The organism is Paraburkholderia sp. BL27I4N3 (assembly GCF_003386115.1).
Taxonomy (GTDB): Bacteria; Pseudomonadota; Gammaproteobacteria; order Burkholderiales; family Burkholderiaceae; genus Paraburkholderia.
The window spans coordinates 2,707,984-2,726,471 of the sequence record NZ_QREJ01000001.1 but is presented as its reverse complement, the minus strand read 5'-3'; the positions used below and the strand labels follow the sequence as shown (position 1 = coordinate 2,726,471).

Sequence of the window (18,488 nt, the reverse complement as noted above, 5' to 3'; positions counted from 1 at the left end):
TATTGAATGGTGCGAATGGTCTAACAATGGTCTGACGGCCGGTCGCGACGGTCCTGATTCAACAACGATTCAGCCGCCCGCAATTCCACGATTCCACGACTCGACGCACGACGCGCGCACCTCATTGCAACCTCCATTGCATGCGGCCGCGCAAATGCGGTTTCTGCCCCGCGATATCGCGCACCTCGATGTCGCGTTCGATCAGCGAAGGCGACGCGCTCCACAGCGACGCCTCGCCGGGCAGCAGCATCGGCAGTTTGAATTCGGCGCTGAGGCTGGCTTCCGCAAGCGGCTTCGGCGGTTGCAACGCGGAGGCGGCGCGCGCCAGCGTCCACATGCCATGCGCGATCGCGCGCGGAAAGCCGAAGGCCTTCGCGGACAGCGCGCTCAGATGGATCGGGTTGTAGTCGCCGGACACGCTCGCGTAGTCGCGGCCCAGCTGCGACGCGAGTTGCCAGCGTGCGATGCGTTGCAACGCAACGGCGCCGGGTTCGAGCGGATCGAGCACGCTGCCGCTCGCCGGCACGCCGCGTTTCAGATAGACGCTATCGCCGTCCCAGACCGCTTCGCCGCGCCGGTACATGCGCGTATGCAGCACGAACGCCTGGCCTTTGTCGTGGCGCAGCAGCGCGCCGAACTCCACCTCGACGCGCAGCATCTCCTTGTAGGCGAGCGGCCGGCGCAGACGCACATGGTTGGCCAGATGCACGAGCCCGAGCGCCGGCCATGGAAACGCCGGGTCGGTCAGCATCAGCAGATGCAAGGGAAAGGCGAGCAGATGCGGATACGTGAGCGGCACGCCGTGCTCGGGAATAAAGCCGCACACGCGCGCATAACGCCAGATCGGCCCGGGGTCGAGGGCGACGGCGGGGCGCACCAGCCGCAGCGGCGGCAGATGCGTCTCGCGCCCGCGTTTGACGAGGCCGGACAACGCGCGCGCATAGAGCTTGGCGGGCGCGGGCAAGGTCTCGATCACGACGGTCTTGGGCCGCACCGCATCCGGCCGCGCCGGGTTCGATAGAGGACTGCCTTCGAACGGATCGCCGGGCTCAGCCATGGTCACGCTCCGATCAGGCTTTGTCCGCACACGCGCACGATCTGGCCGCTCACGGCGGCCGATCCCGGATGCGCGAGCCACGCGATGGTCTGCGCGACGTCGACCGGCTGGCCGCCCTGGCTCATCGAATTCATGCGGCGTCCGGCTTCGCGGATGGTCAGCGGAATCTTCGCGGTCATCTGCGTTTCGATGAAGCCGGGCGCGACCGCGTTGATCGTGATGCCGCGCGCGCGCAAATGCGGCGCCATGCTCTGTACGCGGCCGATCACGCCGGCCTTCGACGCGGCGTAGTTGGTCTGGCCGAGATTGCCGGCAATGCCGCTGATCGACGACACGCCGATGATCCGGCCGCCGTCGCGCAGAATGCCGGCGGCGAGCAGGGCGTCGTCGATCCGCTCCTGCGCGGACAGGTTGATGTCGATCACGCTTTGCCACGCGGCCTCGGTCATCTTCGCGATTGTTTTGTCCTTTGTGATGCCGGCGTTATGCACGACGATATCCACGCCCTGTTCGTCGAGCGCGGCCGCGATCTGCGCGGGCGCTTCAGGTGCGGCGATATCGAAGGCGAGGGCGGTGCCGTTCAACTGGCGCATGGTCGCATCGAGCGCGTCGCGGGCCGTCGGGATGTCGATGCCGATCACGTGCGCGCCTTCGGCGGCGAGCACGCTCGCAATCGAGGCGCCGATGCCGCGTGCCGCGCCGGTCACGACGGCGCGCCGGCCCGCGAGCGGTTGGTGCCAATCGAAGGCGGGTGCCGTCTCGCCGCCCGCGCCGGCGGCGACGCGCACGACCTGGCCCGACACATAGGCCGAGCGCGGCGACAGAAAGAACCGCAAGGTCGCTTCCACCCGGTTTTCCGCGCCTCGCTCCACGTACACGAGATTCGCGGTGATGCCGCGCCGCGCTTCCTTGCCGAGCGAACGCGTGAAGCCTTCGAGCGCCCGTTGCGCGGTCCATTGACGCGGCGTCGCGCAGCTCTCCGGCGGCCGTCCCAGCACGATGATGCGGCCGCACTTGCCGAGCGAGCGCAGCGTGTCGTGAAAGAAGCCGTGCAAGGGTTCGAGCTGGGTGCTGTCTTCGATGCCGCTTGCGTCGAACAGCAGGGCCGCGAGTTTGCCTTGCGAACCGGCGTCGGCCGCTTCGAAGCGGCCCGTCATGAGGCCGTGGCGGTTGGCGAGCGGCACCCACAAGCCGGCGCTTTCATGCGCGACGCTCGTTACGCCGATGCTCGCCACGAGGCTCGCGAGCGCGTCGAGCAGATGCGGTTCGCGGCCCGCGCCGAGCGCGACCAGTCCGCCGAACTCGGGCTGATCCGCGCGATAGCGGCGCAGCACCTCGGGCTTCGGCAGGCCGACCGAGCGCGCGAGGCGCGCGCCGAACGGCGAGTTGACGAAGTTCAGATAAGAGTCGTTCATATTATTAGTCGCTCCGCTGGCCACGCCCGAGGGAAGTGCCCTTGAGAGACGCCCCGCAGGAAGTCTCTCTGAGGGACGTCGAACGTGTGTCAGTGTGCACCGAGTTCGACGCTCGCGGCGCGCCTTCCCCGGATGTTTTTTTAAGCCGGCGCCAAACTCAGGTCGCGAGCTCCAGCGCCTTTTCCAGCGCCTCCTTGCGCTTTTGCAGGTTGGCGAGCATCTCGAAGTCGGCGGGGAAATCGTCCACCTTCACGACTTGCGCGCCGTAACGCGCGTAGTCGTCGAGCACGCGCCGGTCGTCGGCGTCGAGCAGGCCTTTTTTCTGTGCGGTGTCGGTCCAGGCGGCGAGTTGCGGCAGGCTTTGCGGCATCGGTTCGAGCAGTCCTTGCTTGACGGCGTCGCGCAGCTTCTGCTCGATCTGCGTGAAGCGCGGGTTCAGCTCGAACACCAGCTCGCCGTAGCCGAGCGCGTCGACATCCGGGTGCGGCACGTACGAATCGGATACCAGACGTTCGCGCGCGGCGCCTGGCGTTTGCATCAATGCGGCGATCTCGCTGCCGAGCTGGTCGGACGGCTCGCGGTGCGGCAGTCCGAACGGAAACGCGAGCACGCGCACGAGGCCGGCGGCGAGCCGGTTCGGATAGTTGGCGAGCACGCCGTCGAGCGCGTGTTGCGCCTTGTATAGCGAATCCTCGACACCCCAGCGCACCAGCGGCAGGTCTTCTTCCTGACGGCCTTCGTCCTCGAAACGCTTGAGCGTGGCGGAGATCAGGTAGAGCTGCGATAGCACGTCGCCCAGACGCGCGGAGATGCGCTCGCGGCGTTTCAGATCGCCGCCGAGCACGAACATGGAGACATCGGCGAGCAGCGCGAACGCGGTGGAGAGCCGCGTGGCCGCGCGATAGTACGCATGCAATGGCGCATGCGCCGTGCGCGGTTTGGCGATGAATGCGCCGCCCGTCACGCCATAGACGAAACTGCGCACCACGTTGGATAGGGTGAAGCTGACGTGGCCGAAGAACGCCTCGTCGAAATCGCGCAGCGCCTTGGCGCGATCCGTTTCGCGTGTGGCGGCCATTTCCTTCAGCACATACGGATGACACCGAATCGCCCCTTGCCCGAAGATGATCAGGCAACGCGTGAGAATGTTCGCGCCTTCCACGGTGATCGCGATCGGCACCTGCTGATAGGCGCGCGCGAGAAAGTTCGACGGCCCCATGCAGATGCCCTTGCCGGCGGCGATATCCATGCCGTCGTTGATGACCATGCGGGCGCGCTCGGTGATGTGATATTTGGCGATCGCCGAGATCACCGAAGGCTTTTCGCCGAGGTCCACCGCGTGCGCCGACAGGCGGCGCGCGGCGTCCATCACGTACAGGTTGCCGCCCATGCGGCCGAGCGCTTCCTGCACGCCTTCGAACTTGCCGACGGCGGTGCGGAACTGGCGGCGAACCGCGGCGTAGGCGCCGGTGCCGCGTACGGCGATCTTTGCCATGCCCACGTTCGACGACGGCAGCGAAATCGCCCGGCCCGCCGCGAGACATTCCATCAGCATGCGCCAGCCGTTGCCGACCTGGGCGCGGCCGCCGATCACCCAGTCGAGCGGAATGAACACGTCCTTGCCCGAGTTCGGGCCATTCTGAAATACCGCGTTCAACGGCCAGTGACGGCGGCCGATGTTCACGCCCGGATGGTCGGTCGGAATCAGTGCGCAGGTGATGCCGGGTTCGTCGTCATTGCCGAGCAGATGCTCGGGATCCAGCGCGCGAAACGCGAGGCCGAGCACGGTAGCTATCGGGCCGAGCGTGATGTAGCGCTTGTCCCAGGTGACGCGAAAGCCCAGCGTCTCGCGGCCTTCGAACCGACCCTTGCACACGATGCCGACGTCAGGAATCGCCGCTGCATCGGAACCTGCATACGGGCTGGTCAATGCGAAGCACGGTATTTCCTCGCCGCGTGCGAGGCGCGGCAGGTAGTGGTTTTTCTGCTCTTCGGTGCCGTAGTGCATCAGCAGTTCGGCGGGGCCGAGCGAGTTCGGCACCATCACCGAAACGGCGGCGGCCGAGCAGCGCGTGGCGAGCTTCATGATGACCTGCGAATGCGCGTAGGCGGAGAACTGTTTGCCGCCGTACTGCTTCGGAATGATCATGCCGAGAAAGCCGTGCTCCTTGATGTACTGCCAGGTTTGCGGCGAGAGGTCCTGCCAGACCATGGTGGTTTCCCAGTCGTTCGCGAGGTCGCACAGCTTTTCGCATTCGACGTCGAGGAACGACTGTTCTTCCGCCGTCAGCGTGGCCGGGCCGTAGCCGAGCAGCTTGTCCCAGTGCGGACGTCCCGAGAACAGTTCGGCGTCCCACCAGACCGTGCCGGCTTCGATCGCATCGCGCTCGGTCGGCGACATCTCCGGCAGGATGTTGCGGAAAATGTCGAGCACGGGCTTGGCGAACCATGTGCGCCGCAGCGGTTTGAGCGCAAGCACGAGGGCGGGGAGGACGAAGACGATGGCGAGCAGCGTGGTGGCCACCGGACCCGCCACGCCGCTGACATGCGCGGCCGCCACCCAGACGATCATGAAGGCAAGCCACCATGCCGCGCGCGCCTGAACATAGACGAGCGCGAAGGCGGCAATCACTAACACCAGGATGAACCACGGCATGACGTTTCCTCCTCTTTCGATGGTGCGTGCGGACGCATCCACGCAGCGCGGATGGTTCGCGTTCTATTGATTTTCTGCTTCACGCTCGCGTTGCCTCGTTGCGCGTACTGCATTTGCGCGGCGTGTGTGCAGTTCGACAGCGCGGCGTTGCTTAGGTGCGGAACTTAGACGTGCTGCTCAGGTATGCGGCGTTCATCGTGTTCGGCTGCCTTTCTGCTGAGTGTTGACTGAGTACTTGTTGCCTGTTTCGCGCTGACCGGCGGCGTAGGGATTGCCGGCTGGCTACGGGTTCGATACTGCGGCATGCTAACCATCTTGTGGCATGTCCGCATGACGCGGTACTGATTCGCTCGCCTGCTCGCGCAGGCGCCGCATGCGGGCAACGGCTGATGACGGCGCGTTGCCCGCAGCGTCAGATCGTCAAGCCGCGCCGTGCAATGCGTGCTGGCGCGAACCTGCTTCCATGTTGCCGCCGCGATGCTCGCCGTCCGATACGGCCGGCGATGTCGGCTCCGATCCACCCTCTGTGCGTGCCGCGCTCGCAGCTTCAGCACCGCCGATGCCGGCGCACTCCGAGCCGCCTTCGCTGGCGTCGCCAAGGACGGCGGCGAATGCGGCCAGTTGCGTGCCGTCAGGCAACGGTGCCTTGAGCGCGGCCACCATCAGCGAAGCGAGGCGGGCAATGAGTTGCAGGTCGTTCATCGACTTGCCTTGCGAGAACTCGGAAAGCAGGCTGTCCGTGTCGGTGCCGGCCAGCACGCCCGACAGCGCGCCGATCGCGAAGTGCAGACGCCAGCCCAGTTCCTCGCGCGGCAGATGCGGCAGCGCGCGCTGAAAGGCATCGAAAAAACGCACCGCCACTGAGGCGTAGTGTCCGTTGAGAAAATCACGAATGAACGACGACGGATCGGTATAAGCGCGGCCGAGCAAACGCAGAAACGCCTTGCCGCCTACCCGCGGATCGCGCGACAGGCGCAGCGCCGGAATGAACATCGCGCCGAGCACGTGCTCACAGGTCAGGCGCTCGCCGAGCAGGGTATCGAAGCGGTCGAGCAGCTTGAGCCGCTCCTGGTTGAGATGGTCGAGGCGGCGCGACAGCATCGAGTGAATCAGCGATTCCTTGCTGCCGAAGTGATAGTTCACTGCCGCGAGATTCACTTCGGCACGCGAAGTAATCTGGCGCAACGACATGGCCTCATAACCGCAGTCGATAAAGAGCGTTTCGGCGGCGTCGAGGATGCGGGACTTCGTATCGCCGGCATGCCGGCCTGTTGTGCGAACTGCCATGTTGCGTCTCCCAGTTGCCGGGCGTCCGGCCCGCAAACAAGCGATTCAAATATTGATTTGAAACGGCCGTTTTTTTCAGGATAAGAAGAAATGATGCGTGCGATCAAGGGGTCACAGTCGACTAACTCCTCTAGAAGACCTGACGAAGGTCCGTCTTTCCATGCGCGCGGCACGTCAAACCGCGCGGAAATAAAAAAGGCCGTTCCGATGGAAATCGGAACGGCCTCGTATTGCTTGCTAACTTGTTTGGCCCTGCGTTTGCTGGCTGACGCGTGCTCTGCGTCGCGGCGGTTCAAGCCGCCTTTGGCGTCTATTGTGCCCGATAACGCGCCGGCAAAATAGCTGTTTGGTTCGAACGCTTAAAGCTGCGCCGCGACCTGTTTCGCCGACTGCGTCATATCGATGCCGCGGCGCTCGCGGCTGAACGGAATCAGCACGGCGATCACCACGGCCACGATGCCGATCACGACGGCCATGATGAGCGCGTAGTTGTTGCCGTGCGCTTCGGCGGCGCTCGCCTGCAACGGACCGTTCACCGACGCGATCAGATTGCCGAGCTGGTACACGAGGCCGGGGAAGGTCGCGCGAATTTCATCGGGCGAGATTTCGTTCAGGTGTACTGGAATCACACCCCACGCGCCCTGCACGGAGATCTGCATCAGGAAGGCGCCCACCGCAAGCAGCACCGGCGTGGTCGAGAAAGCCCACAGCGGCAGCACCGGCAACGCGATCAACGCCGCAATGAAGATCGCGCGCTTGCGGCCGATCTTCTCCGACAAGGCGCCGAAGAACAGTCCGCCGCAAATCGCGCCGATGTTCAGCGTGATCGTGATCCACGAGACGGTGTGCGCGTCGAACTGATGCTGCACGCGCAGGAAGGTCGGGTACAGATCCTGCGAGCCGTGCGAGAAGAAGTTGAACGCGGTCATCAGAATGATCGCGTATAGCGACAGCTTGACGTTCTGCCTGAGCGTGGCGACGAGACCCGGACGCGCTTTCTTTTCGAGTGTCTTGAAGGCGGGCGACTCCGGCACGTGCGCGCGCACGTACAGCACGAGCAAGGCCGGCAACACGCCGACGAAGAACATGCCGCGCCAGCCGATGTATTGATAGAACACGCCGAACACGACCGAAGCGAGCAGATAGCCGCTCGGATAGCCGGCTTGCAGCAGACCCGAGACAATGCCGCGCGATTTCGGCGGCACGGTTTCCATGGTCAGTGCGCCGCCGACGCCCCATTCGCCGCCCATCGCGATGCCGAACAGCGCGCGCAGCACGAGCAGAGTGGCAAGATTCGGCGAGAAGCCGGACAGCAATTCCAGCAATGAGAAGCACGCGATGTTGACCATCAGCGTGGGACGGCGGCCGTACTTGTCGGCGAGCCAGCCGAAAATCAATGCGCCGAGCGGACGCATCACCAGGGTCAACATAATGCCGAAGGCGACTTCGGGGATTTTGGTATTGAACTCCGCCGCAATATCTTTCAATACGAACACCATTAGAAAGAAATCGAATGCGTCGAGTGTCCAACCCAGATAGGCAGCGATCGTGACGTTTCTCTGTTCCCGTGTCCAACTCATTGATTGTTCTCCTGGTTCTCCATTCACCCATATTCAACGACCGGTGGCTCCGCAGCCCCGCACGCCCCCGGGCGTAGGCTCCGAGCGAGTGTACGCCGACTGTTAAACGCTTGCATGGATGAAGGCGCGTTTATCCGTATTAATCCCTGGGGCGGAGTTCACGCAGAATAGCGGCGTGTGCGTCGTGTCGGGTAAATGTAATTATCGTATTAGCGGGCGTGCAATTTCGTTTGTTATTTGTAATCCATTTAGAGTTTGATTTCGCGCTAATCCGGTCACTTTTACGCGGACGGATCTGTGCCTATCGGATCGAACGAGGCCACGCAGGTTGAAATGCAAGCTTTGCCAGTGCCCGGAAAGGCTGTCTGTTCGATATATGCGGTACACGCATCAGTCAAGCCGAAAAATCAATTTGATTCATGTTGCGCCGCGGAATAAGATCGTCGCCATCCTACTCATTCCGCTTTTGTCGACGCACCATGTCAGTCAAACCAATCACTTCCGAGCCTGTACGCCGCGAGCGGAGTCCATTTGCCGTGGTCGCCGCTGTCACGCTGCTTACGGGCCTCGGTGCCGGCCTCGGCGGCATGCTGCTCGCGCTGCTGCTGCACGGCATCCAGCATCTTGCCTACGGCTACAGTGTGACGCACGTGATCAGCGCCGAGAGTTTTCTGCAGGGCGTCAGCGCTGCCGCGCCCGAGCGCCGCCTGCTCGTGCTGACCATCTGCGGCCTGGTTGCGGGAATCGGCTGGTGGGCCCTGTATCGGTTCGGCCGGCCGCTCGTGAGCATTCGCCAGGCCGTCAAGTCCGACGATCCGCAAATGCCCGTCATGAGCACGACGATTCACGCGGTGCTGCAGATCGTCACCGTGGCGCTCGGCTCGCCGCTCGGCCGCGAAGTCGCGCCGCGCGAAATCGGCTCGGCATTGGCCGGCTGGCTGTCGCGCCGGGCGGGTCTGTCCGTCGCGCAGAGCCGGATCATGGTGGCATGCGGCGCGGGCGCCGGTTTGGCCGCTGTCTACAACGTGCCGCTCGGCGGCGCGGTGTTCGTGCTCGAAGTGCTGCTGGGCACGTTCGGCTGGCCCGCCTTGGTGCCGGCCGTCGTGACCTCGTCGGTGGCCGCGCTGGTTGCGCAACTGGGATTGGGCAACGAGCATCAATACCTCGTCCCGTCGATGACGTTGAGCCCCACGCTTGTGGTCTGGTCCGTGGTGTGCGGTCCGATTTTCGGCGTGGCGGCGTGGAGCTTCGCGGAACTGATGAAGCGCTCGCGCGCGGCGGCGCCGAAGAACTGGCGCTTGCCGGTGTTGTCGCTGCTGAACTTCGCGATGATCGGGGTCCTCGCGATGCATTTCCCGCAGTTGCTCGGCAACGGCAAGGGACCTGCGGGGCTGGCATTCGACGGAGGCCTGACCATCCGTCTCGCCGCGATGCTGCTGGTGTTGAAAGTGGTGATTTCAGCGAGCAGTTTGCGCGCGGGCGCCGAAGGCGGGCTGCTCACGCCGGGGCTCGCTAATGGCGCGTTGCTGGCGATCGTGCTTGGCGGCTTGTGGAGCCTCGTGTGGCCGGGGGCGTCGCTGGGCGCATTCGCGGTGGTCGGCGCAACGGCGTTTCTCGCTGCCTCGATGCAGATGCCGATCACGGCCGTGGTGCTCATGTTCGAATTCACCCGCGTGAGCCAGGACTTTCTGATTCCCGTGTTGTTTGCCGTGGGCGGCGCGCTGTTGGGTTTTCGTACGTGCGCGAAGTGGGCGCCCGCGTTGCAGTCGAGCTTCGGGTTTGGCTGGAGTGATGCAAGCAGCGCGCGATAAGGCATGGTCGGCTGATCGTGACGCGGACGGCGAAAAACGAAAGGAGAGCGAAAGGAAAGCCGGCGTGCGCCCCGCATTGATATACGCCAACGAGAACGACGGCAGGAGCGGTACGTTCTCGAAGCTCGCGACTCGGCGTGCTTCGTCCCGAGCGACAAGCCCGCGCGTCGGCTAATCGCGAACGCACAGTTACAGCAGATTAATGCGCACCTTCTGATATGCTTTTTCCCGTGCTCCGGCGCGTGAATTCGGCGTCGGTACCGACGGCAGGCGGTATCCACTCAAGAGGGTTGCGATCATCATGACCAGTCAGTCGAATTCCCGGGGCGTCATCGGCGTCATCACCTTGCTCTTTACCGTGCTCACCGCGCTTTATTTGTTGATAGGTGGCGCGTGGCTTCTTGCGGTCGGCGGCTCCGCTTACTATCTCATCACGGGCATTGTGCTGCTGGGCGTGGCGTGGCTGCTGTGGCGGCGCAGTCCCGCCGCGCTCGTGCTGTATGCGCTGGTGCTGATCGGCACGGCGATCTGGGCATTGATGGAGTCGGGTCCCGACTTCTGGGCACTCGCGCCGCGCTCCGGCGTGCTCGTCATCTTCGGCGTGTGGTTGCTGCTGTTCGTGAGTTGGCGGCTCGTCGGCGAGCGCAAGCTGGGTGTGGTGTCACTCGTCGTCGCGCTCGTGGCATGGGCGGGCGTGCTGGTGTACGCGAACTTCAACGATCCGCAACAGGTCAACGGCACCTTGAGTGCTTCCGCGCCCGCGAGCGGCGCGGGCGCCGGCAGCGCAATCGACGCCGCCGACTGGCCCGCCTATGGGCGCACCCAGGAAGGGACGCGCTACTCGCCTTTGCAGCAGATTACCCCTGAGAATGTGAAGGATCTCCAGGTGGCCTGGACCTTCCGCACGGGCGACATGAAGGGGCCCAACGATCCTGTCGAGATCACCGACGAAGTCACGCCGATCAAGATCGGCGATCTGCTTTACCTATGTTCGCCCCATCAGATTCTGTTCGCGCTCGACGCGAAGACGGGCACGCTCAAATGGAAGTTCGATCCGAGGCTGAAGTCCGATCCGTCGTTCCAGCATGTGACTTGCCGCGGCGTGTCGTATGTCGATTTGTCGGCCAGTGGAGCGGCGGCCGCGCCCGCTGCTGCTCCGGCGAGCAATGCCACCGCGGCAGCAGCGGCGCCGGCGAGCGATGCCACCGCAGCCACTGCCACGCCTGCAAGCGATGCCGCCAAAACCGCCGCCATGCCGGCGAGCGACACCACCGCAGCCTGCACACGCCGCATCTACCTGCCGGTCAACGACGGCCACCTCTACGCGCTCGACGCGCTCACAGGCCAACGTTGCGACGGCTTCGCGAACCACGGCGACCTCGACCTCCAACACGCCCAGCCGGTCACGACAGCGGGCATGTACGAGCCCACCTCGCCGTCGATCATCACCAGCAAGGTGATCATCGTGGCAGGCTCGGTCGAGGACAACTTCTCGAACCGCGAGCCGTCGGGTGTCATTCGCGGCTTCGACGTGCGCACGGGCGAACTGCTCTGGGCATTCGATCCGGGCGCGAAGGACCCGAATCATATTCCGGGCGCGGGCGAGCATTACACGTGGAACTCGCCCAACTCGTGGGCACCCGCTGCCTACGACGCGAAACTCGACATCGTCTATCTGCCGATGGGCGTCACGACGCCGGACATCTGGGGCGGCACCCGCACGCCGGAGCAGGAGCGTTACGCCAGCGGCCTGCTCGCACTGAACGCCTCGACCGGCAAGCTCGCCTGGTTCTACCAGACCGCGCACCACGATCTGTGGGACATGGATCAGCCGTCGCAGCCCACGCTCGCCGACATCACCGGCAAGGATGGCCAGACCGTACCGGTGGTCTACGCGCCTGCTAAAACCGGCAACCTGTTCGTGCTCGACCGCCGCACCGGTGTGCCCGTCGTGCCGGCGCCCGAAACGCCCGTGCCGCAAGGCGCCGCCCCCGGCGACCACGTATCGCCGACGCAGCCGTTCTCGCAGCTCACCTATCGCCCGTCGAAGAAGCTGACCGACGCCGACATGTGGGGCGCGACGATGTACGACCAACTCATCTGCCGTGTGATGTTCCACAAGCTGCGGTATGAGGGCACGTTCACGCCGCCGTCGCTGCAGGGCACGCTCGTGTTTCCGGGCAACCTCGGCATGTTCGAGTGGGGCGGCATTGCCGTCGACACCGATCGCCAGATCGCCATTGCGAACCCGATCGCGCTGCCGTTCGTCTCGCGTCTGATTCCGCGCGGCCCCGGCAACCCAATGGAGCCGGTGCCGGGCGCCAAGGGCAGCGGCACGGAGTCGGGCATTCAGCCGCAGTATGGTGTGCCGTACGGCGTGGTGATCAACCCGTTCCTCTCGCCGCTCGACTTGCCGTGCAAGCAGCCGGCGTGGGGCTACATCTCCGCGATCGATCTGAAGACCAATGAGATCGTGTGGAAGAAGCGTATCGGCACGACGCGCGACAGTTCACCGATTCCGCTGCCGTTCAGGATGGGCATGCCGATGCTGGGCGGTCCGATAGTCACCGCGGGCGGCGTCGCGTTTATCGGCGCGACCGCGGACAACTACATCCGCGGGTTCGACGTCAACAACGGCAAGCAGGTCTGGGAGGCCCGCCTGCCCGCGGGCGGCCAGGCCACGCCGATGAGTTATTCGATCGACGGCCGTCAGTACGTCGTGATCGCGGCGGGCGGGCATGGCTCGTTCGGCACGAAGCTCGGCGACTATGTGATTGCCTACGCGTTGCCACAGCAGTAAGGGGTATGTGCCGCCGCGGTTGATGCAGTGCGGCGCGCCCGAAGGCACCTGCCTCATACAACGGCATGCCGCGCGCGCGGGAAGCGCGCCGCGCATGCCGTTTTTCTTGCGATCCTTTTTTGCTTCGCGCCGGCTGCTGTTCAATAACTGGGACGACCGCGCACGCAATAGCCGGGAAGCCGCGAAGCGCGGACAATAATTTCTAAATGGAATTCGCAGCCTTACAGCAACCTCTTTGCGTGGGATCGAAGTGAACGCTATGCGCTAAGCTCCGGTCGACCGCGTTCTGCGTGGGACCGGAGCCAGTGCCGAAGCACTCGTTCCGCTCGACAGTGGAGTCCGCCGTGGATCTCACCGGATACGAGTTGGAGCCGCTGCACGACGACGGCGACTTCTCTCTCTATCGCGCCAGGAGACCCCGCCATGCCATCTCGGTGCTTGCGCTGGTCGTTACGCGCCCGGCCGCGCAGAGCATCACCCGGCTCGAGCACGAATACGGATTAGCCCCGCTGCTCGATGCCAGCTGGGCGGCTCGGCCGCTCGCGCTATACCGCCGCAGAGAGCCGCCCATGCTGGTTCTCGACGACGACGGCGGCGAGCCTCTGTATCGCTTGCTGGGCCGTCCGCTGGAGCTCACGCGCTGGTTGCGCATCGCCGTCAATCTGGCGCGGGTCATCGGCCACGTTCACCGATGCGGGCTCGTTCACAAAGACATCAAGCCGGCGAATGTGCTCGTCGACGGGAACGGCAACGTACGGCTCACCGGCTTCGGCATCGCCTCGCAACTGCCGCACGAACATCAGCCGCCCGCGCCGCCGGAGATTGTGGCCGGGACCTTCGCGTACATGGCGCCGGAACAGACCGGCCGCATGAACCGCTCGATCGACACGCGCAGCGATCTCTACTCGCTCGGCGTCACCTTGTACGAGATGCTCACCGGCGCGCTGCCGTTCACCGCATCGGACGCGATGGAGTGGATTCATTGCCACATCGCGCGCAGGCCGACACCGCCAGGCGAGCGCGTCGACGCTCTGCCGAAGCCGATCGAAGGGATCGTGCTGAAGCTCCTCGCCAAAGCCGCCGAGGACCGTTACCAGACCGCGGCGGGTGTCGAAGCCGACCTGCGGTCGTGCCTCGTGGCATGGGAGGCGCACCATCGCATCGAAGCGTTCCCGCTCGGTGCGCACGACGCGTCCGACCGCTTGCTGGTGCCCGAAAAACTGTACGGACGCGAGGCGCAGATCGAAGCGCTCGTGACCGCTTTCGATCGCGTCGTGGGCAGCGGCGCGGTCGAACTGGTGCTGATCTCGGGCTATCCGGGCATCGGCAAGTCGTCGGTCGTCAATGAGTTGCACGGGGTGCTGGTGCCGCCGCGCGGCCTGTTCGCGTCCGGCAAGTTCGACCAGTACAAACGCGACATCCCTTATGTGCCATTTGCTCAAGCCTTCCAGACGCTCGTACGCAACCTGCTGAGCCAGAGCGACGCGGAGGTCGAGCCGTGGCGGCACGCGCTGATGGAGGCGCTCGGGCCCAACGCTCAGTTGATGGTGAATCTGATTCCCGAGCTTGCGCTGATTATCGGCGAGCAGCCGCCGGCGCCCGTGCTGCCGCCGCAGGATGCGCAAAACCGCTTCCAGATCGTATTTCGGCGTTTTCTCGGCGTCTTTGCGCGGCCTGAGCATCCGCTCGCGCTGTTTATCGACGACCTGCAATGGGTCGATACGGCGACGCTCGATCTGCTCGCGCATCTGGTCACGCATCCGGACGTGAAGCACGTTCTGCTGGTCGGCGCGTACCGCGACAACGAGGTGGACGCATCGCACCCGTTTGCGCGCACGCTCGAGTCGATCAGCCACGCCGAAGGGAAGGTGCGGCAGATAGAACTCGCGCCGCTCGCAGCGGAGAACGTCACGCAACTCGTCGCTGATTCGCTTCATTGCGACAGCGCGACCGCCGGCCCGCTTGCGCAACTGGTGCACGAGAAGACGGGCGGCAATCCATTCTTCGCCATCCAGTTTCTGACCGCACTCGCCGATGAAGACCTGCTCACCTTCGATCAGCGCGCCGCGGCGTGGCGCTGGGATCTGCCGCGCATCCGCGCGAAGGGCTTTACCGAGAACGTCGCCGATCTGATGGCGACGAAGCTGAGCCGCTTGCCTGCGCCCACGCGCGACGCATTGGGGCAACTGGCGTGCCTCGGCAACATTGCCGAAGTGATCGCACTGACGTGGGTTCAGGGCGGTTCCGAAGAGACGATGCACGCGAACCTGTGGGAAGCCGTGCGAATGGGGCTCGTTTTTCGCGTGGGCAACGCCTATGCATTCGCACACGACCGCGTGCAGGAGGCCGCTTATGCGCTAATCCCCGCCGACGAGCGTGCCGCCGCCCATCTGCGGATCGGCCGGGCGCTGGTGTCGCGGACCCCGGCAGAAGCGCTGGAAGATGCCATCTTCGACATCGTCAACCATCTCAATCGCGGCGCTGCGCTAATCGTGACGGAGCCGGAGCGCGAACAGGCCGTTGCGTTGAATCTCATCGCGGGGCGGCGCGCGATGAATTCGACCGCCTACGCGGCCGCGCGCAGCTATCTGGCGCAGGGCGTGGCGCTGCTGTCGCCCGATGCATGGACGCAGCGCTACGACAGCACGTTCGATCTCTATCTCGCGTTTTCGGAGTGCGAATATCTGGTCGGCGATTTTGCGAAAGCCGACGCGCTGGCCGACATGATGCTCGCGAGAGCGCGCTCGAATCTCGATCGTGCGAAGGTCTTCAGCCTGCGGATCGAGTTGTATCAGCTCGCCGGGAGATATGACGAGAGCTTCACGGTCGCGCTGGTTGCGCTGCGCGATTTCGGCATTCTCTTTCCTGAGACCGATCAGGACATCCAGGCGGCCCTCGACCATGCATTGCGGGACGTTCACGTGAATCAGGCCGGGCGCGCCATCGGCGAACTGGTTGAAGTGCCGGTGGCGACGGATCCTTCGATCCGTGCGATCGTCAACCTTCTCCTTCAGGCGATGAACTGCGCTTTCGCCGCGCGGCCCGCGTTCTATCCGCTCATTACCCTCAAGGCGGTCAACCTTTCCTTGCAGCACGGCAATACCGAGAACTCCAGTTTTGCTTACGGCAATTACGCGTTGATGCTGGTGTCCCTGATCGGCGATATCCCCACCGCGGTGCAATTTTCAGAGATGTCGCTCAAGCTCAACGAGAAGTTCGGCAATCGGCGCCTGAAAGGCAAGCTGCTGCATCTGTACGGCGCCCATGTCAATTTCTGGCGCTGCCACATTGCAGCTAATCTGCCGGTTCTCGAACGGGCCACCGCGGCGTGCCTGGAAGCGGGCGACCTGGTTTTCGCGGGCAATGTCGCCTTCAACGCGGTTTGGCAGACGATCGAGAAAGGAGTTGCTCTCGAAGATGTGCAGACGCTCGCGGAAAAGTACGCGGCGCTCGCGCGCGAGAGTCACAACGACGCGGTGTATGAGTTGATCCGGGTCGAGCGGCAATTCGTCACCAGTCTTCGCGGCAAGACGACCGAACCGTTGAACCTGAACGACGAGACGTTCGACGAAGCAGCCTGCTTCGAGGCTATCATCAAATCGAATTTCGGCTGCGCGATCGGCGTGTATCGCATCATCAAGGTCATGCTCGCTTTTCTCGATGGCCGGTACGCCGAGGCATTGGAGGCGGCCGGCCGGGCGGAGGCGGTCCTCAGTTCCGTCATGGCATTGGCGATCGAACCGACCTTTCACTTCTTCCATGCGCTCATCCTGACGGCGCTCTTTCCGCAGGCATCCCCGGAGCAGCAGCAAGTCTACAAGCACATTCTTGCAGCAAAGCTGAGGAAGCTCGAAAGATGGGCTGAGCACTGCCCGGAGAACTATCAGAACCGCTACGCGCTCGTTTGCGCGGAGCTCGCGCGCGTGGAGGGCCGCGATCTCGACGCCATGCGCCTTTATGAACAGGCTGTCCACTCCGCTCACGAGAATGGCTTTCCACAGCACGAAGGCATCGCCAACGAACTCGCCGGTCGCTTTTATCTAGGCAGCGGTCTCAGGACGAATGCCGATGCGTATTTGCGCAACGCGCGTCATTGCTTTGCCTTTTGGGGCGCGGAGGGCAAAGTCGCGCAACTCGACGCGGAGTTTCCCCGCCTTGCCAATCAGGACGGGAGCACGGCGACGTCGACGCTCAGCTTCGATTGGCGGCAGTTCGACGCCGCGACGCTGCTCAAGGCGTCGCAAGCCCTTTCCAGCGAGATCGAACTGGATGGCCTGATCGAGCGCCTGATGACGATCGCGCTGCAGACCTCAGGCGCCGACCGGGGCCTGCTAGTCGTGCCGCAGCAGCCGGACGGCTACCTGATCGAGGCGGAGGCGCGTATCGATGGGCGCGGGATCGCGTTGAACCGGCCGCCGCTTGCCCATTGCGCCGTTCCCGCCGCCATTTTGCGTTACGTGATGCACACGCAAAAGAGCGTCATCATCGACGATGCCTTGACACCCAATATGTTCTCGCAGGACAGCTACCTGGCAAGTGGCGCGACGCGCTCCCTGTTCTGCCTGCCGCTGGTCAGACAGGGCACACTCAGCGGCCTGCTGTATCTGGAGAACACGGCCACGTCGCACGTTTTTACGGCACGCCGCTCCTCGCTGCTCGATTTGCTGGCGTCACAGGCGGCCATTTCGCTCGAGAACACGCGTCTTTATGCCGATCTTCAGGAGCGCGAGGCAAAGGTTCGGCGGCTGGTGGATTCCAACATCATCGGGATCCACATCTGGGATTTCGAAGGCAATGTTGTCGAAGCCAACGACGCTTTTCTGCGCATCGTGCATTACAGCCGGGACGATCTTGTCTCAGCGCGTATCCGCTGGCCCGATCTGACTCCGCCTGAGTGGCGTGAGCTCGATGAACGGGTGAGGGCGGAATTGACGACCACGGGAAGCGCCAAGCCGTTCGAGAAAGAATACATCCGCAAGGATGGCAGCCGCGTGCCCGTGCTGGTCGGCGCGGCAGCGTTCGGCGACCGCGAGGGGCAGGGCGTCGCTTTCATACTCGACCTGACTGACCAGAAGCAGGCGCAACAGGACGTGCGCGACAGCGAACGACGATATGTCGGACTCCAGATGGAGCTGGCGCATTCCAATCGCGTGGCGACGATGGGCCAGTTATCGGCGTCGATTGCCCACGAGGTGAAGCAACCCGTTACCGCAACCATCGCCTACGCCAGCGCGGCCTTGCGCTGGCTGGCGGCGCGCCCGCCGAATCTGGACGAAGTGCGTGAGGCGCTCAACCGGATCGTCGCGGATGGCGGCCGCGCCAATAACATCGTCGACCGCACGCGCGCTTTCTTTAAAAAGGAGCCGCAGCGAAAAGACGGCCTCGACATCAACGAAACCATTCTCGAGTTGATCGCGTTCATGCGCAGCGAAGCTCGCAAGCATGGTGTCGAGCTGACCGCGCAACTGGCCGACGGGTTGCCGCAGATTCAGGGCGACCGGGTACAGTTGCAGCAAGTCATGCTGAATCTGATGATCAACGCCCTTGAAGCGATGAGCGCCACGGATGTCGGCGAGCGAGTACTTCTGATCCGATCCGGCAGGTCCGGCGTCGACGAACTCTGCATTAGCGTGGAGGACTCCGGACCGGGTCTCGACGCCGAGCATCTGGACGGCGTTTTCGAAGCATTCTTTACGACCAAACCCAACGGGCTGGGGATGGGACTGCCGATCTGCCGCTCGATCGTGGAAAGTCACGGTGGACGGCTATGGGTAACATCGAACGCAGCGGGAGGCGCCACGTTTCAGTTCACATTGCCCGCGCAAGGCAACGTAGCGCACCCAGGCAATGCCTAGCGCGCGACGCGACCGCCACCGCGACGC

The 18,488-nt window shown here is 64.1% G+C and carries 8 protein-coding genes; 3 read left to right on the top strand and 5 right to left on the bottom strand.

The annotated features are described in order from the left end of the window. Nucleotides 1-121 precede the first annotated feature (121 nt). The 5 genes from B0G71_RS12500 to B0G71_RS12480 form a co-directional block, all read right to left on the bottom strand. Complete coding sequence (locus B0G71_RS12500; protein WP_116142138.1) at nucleotides 122-1,057, bottom strand: MaoC family dehydratase; 936 nt, start codon at nucleotides 1,055-1,057, stop codon at nucleotides 122-124. A 2-nt stretch (nucleotides 1,058-1,059) separates the two neighbouring features. After that, nucleotides 1,060-2,472, bottom strand: coding sequence for a 3-oxoacyl-ACP reductase (locus B0G71_RS12495; RefSeq protein ID WP_116142137.1), 1,413 nt, complete (start codon nucleotides 2,470-2,472; stop codon nucleotides 1,060-1,062). Nucleotides 2,473-2,629: 157 nt separating this feature from the next. After that, nucleotides 2,630-5,128: an acyl-CoA dehydrogenase gene (locus B0G71_RS12490; protein WP_116142135.1), complete on the bottom strand. Its 2,499-nt coding sequence runs from the start codon at nucleotides 5,126-5,128 to the stop codon at nucleotides 2,630-2,632. A 420-nt stretch (nucleotides 5,129-5,548) separates the two neighbouring features. Then, nucleotides 5,549-6,415 (bottom strand): TetR/AcrR family transcriptional regulator, encoded by an 867-nt coding sequence (locus B0G71_RS12485; protein ID WP_116142133.1) that lies wholly within the window; start codon nucleotides 6,413-6,415, stop codon nucleotides 5,549-5,551. A 359-nt stretch (nucleotides 6,416-6,774) separates the two neighbouring features. Then, on the bottom strand, nucleotides 6,775-7,995 hold the full coding sequence (locus tag B0G71_RS12480; RefSeq protein WP_116142131.1) for an MFS transporter: 1,221 nt from the start codon (nucleotides 7,993-7,995) through the stop codon (nucleotides 6,775-6,777). A 479-nt stretch (nucleotides 7,996-8,474) separates the two neighbouring features. Between B0G71_RS12480 and B0G71_RS12475 the strand changes: the two genes are divergently transcribed. From B0G71_RS12475 to B0G71_RS12465, 3 genes are all read left to right on the top strand, one after another. Further along, the gene (locus B0G71_RS12475) at nucleotides 8,475-9,806 is read left to right on the top strand and encodes a chloride channel protein (RefSeq protein ID WP_116142129.1); all 1,332 of its coding nucleotides are present in this window, start codon (nucleotides 8,475-8,477) and stop codon (nucleotides 9,804-9,806) included. Nucleotides 9,807-10,107: 301 nt separating this feature from the next. After that, nucleotides 10,108-12,606 carry a glucose/quinate/shikimate family membrane-bound PQQ-dependent dehydrogenase gene (locus B0G71_RS12470; protein ID WP_116142126.1) on the top strand — a complete coding sequence of 833 codons (2,499 nt, stop codon included), beginning with the start codon at nucleotides 10,108-10,110 and terminating at the stop codon, nucleotides 12,604-12,606. A 344-nt stretch (nucleotides 12,607-12,950) separates the two neighbouring features. Next, nucleotides 12,951-18,461: an ATP-binding sensor histidine kinase gene (locus tag B0G71_RS12465; protein ID WP_116142124.1), complete on the top strand. Its 5,511-nt coding sequence runs from the start codon at nucleotides 12,951-12,953 to the stop codon at nucleotides 18,459-18,461. Nucleotides 18,462-18,488: the final 27 nt, after the last annotated feature.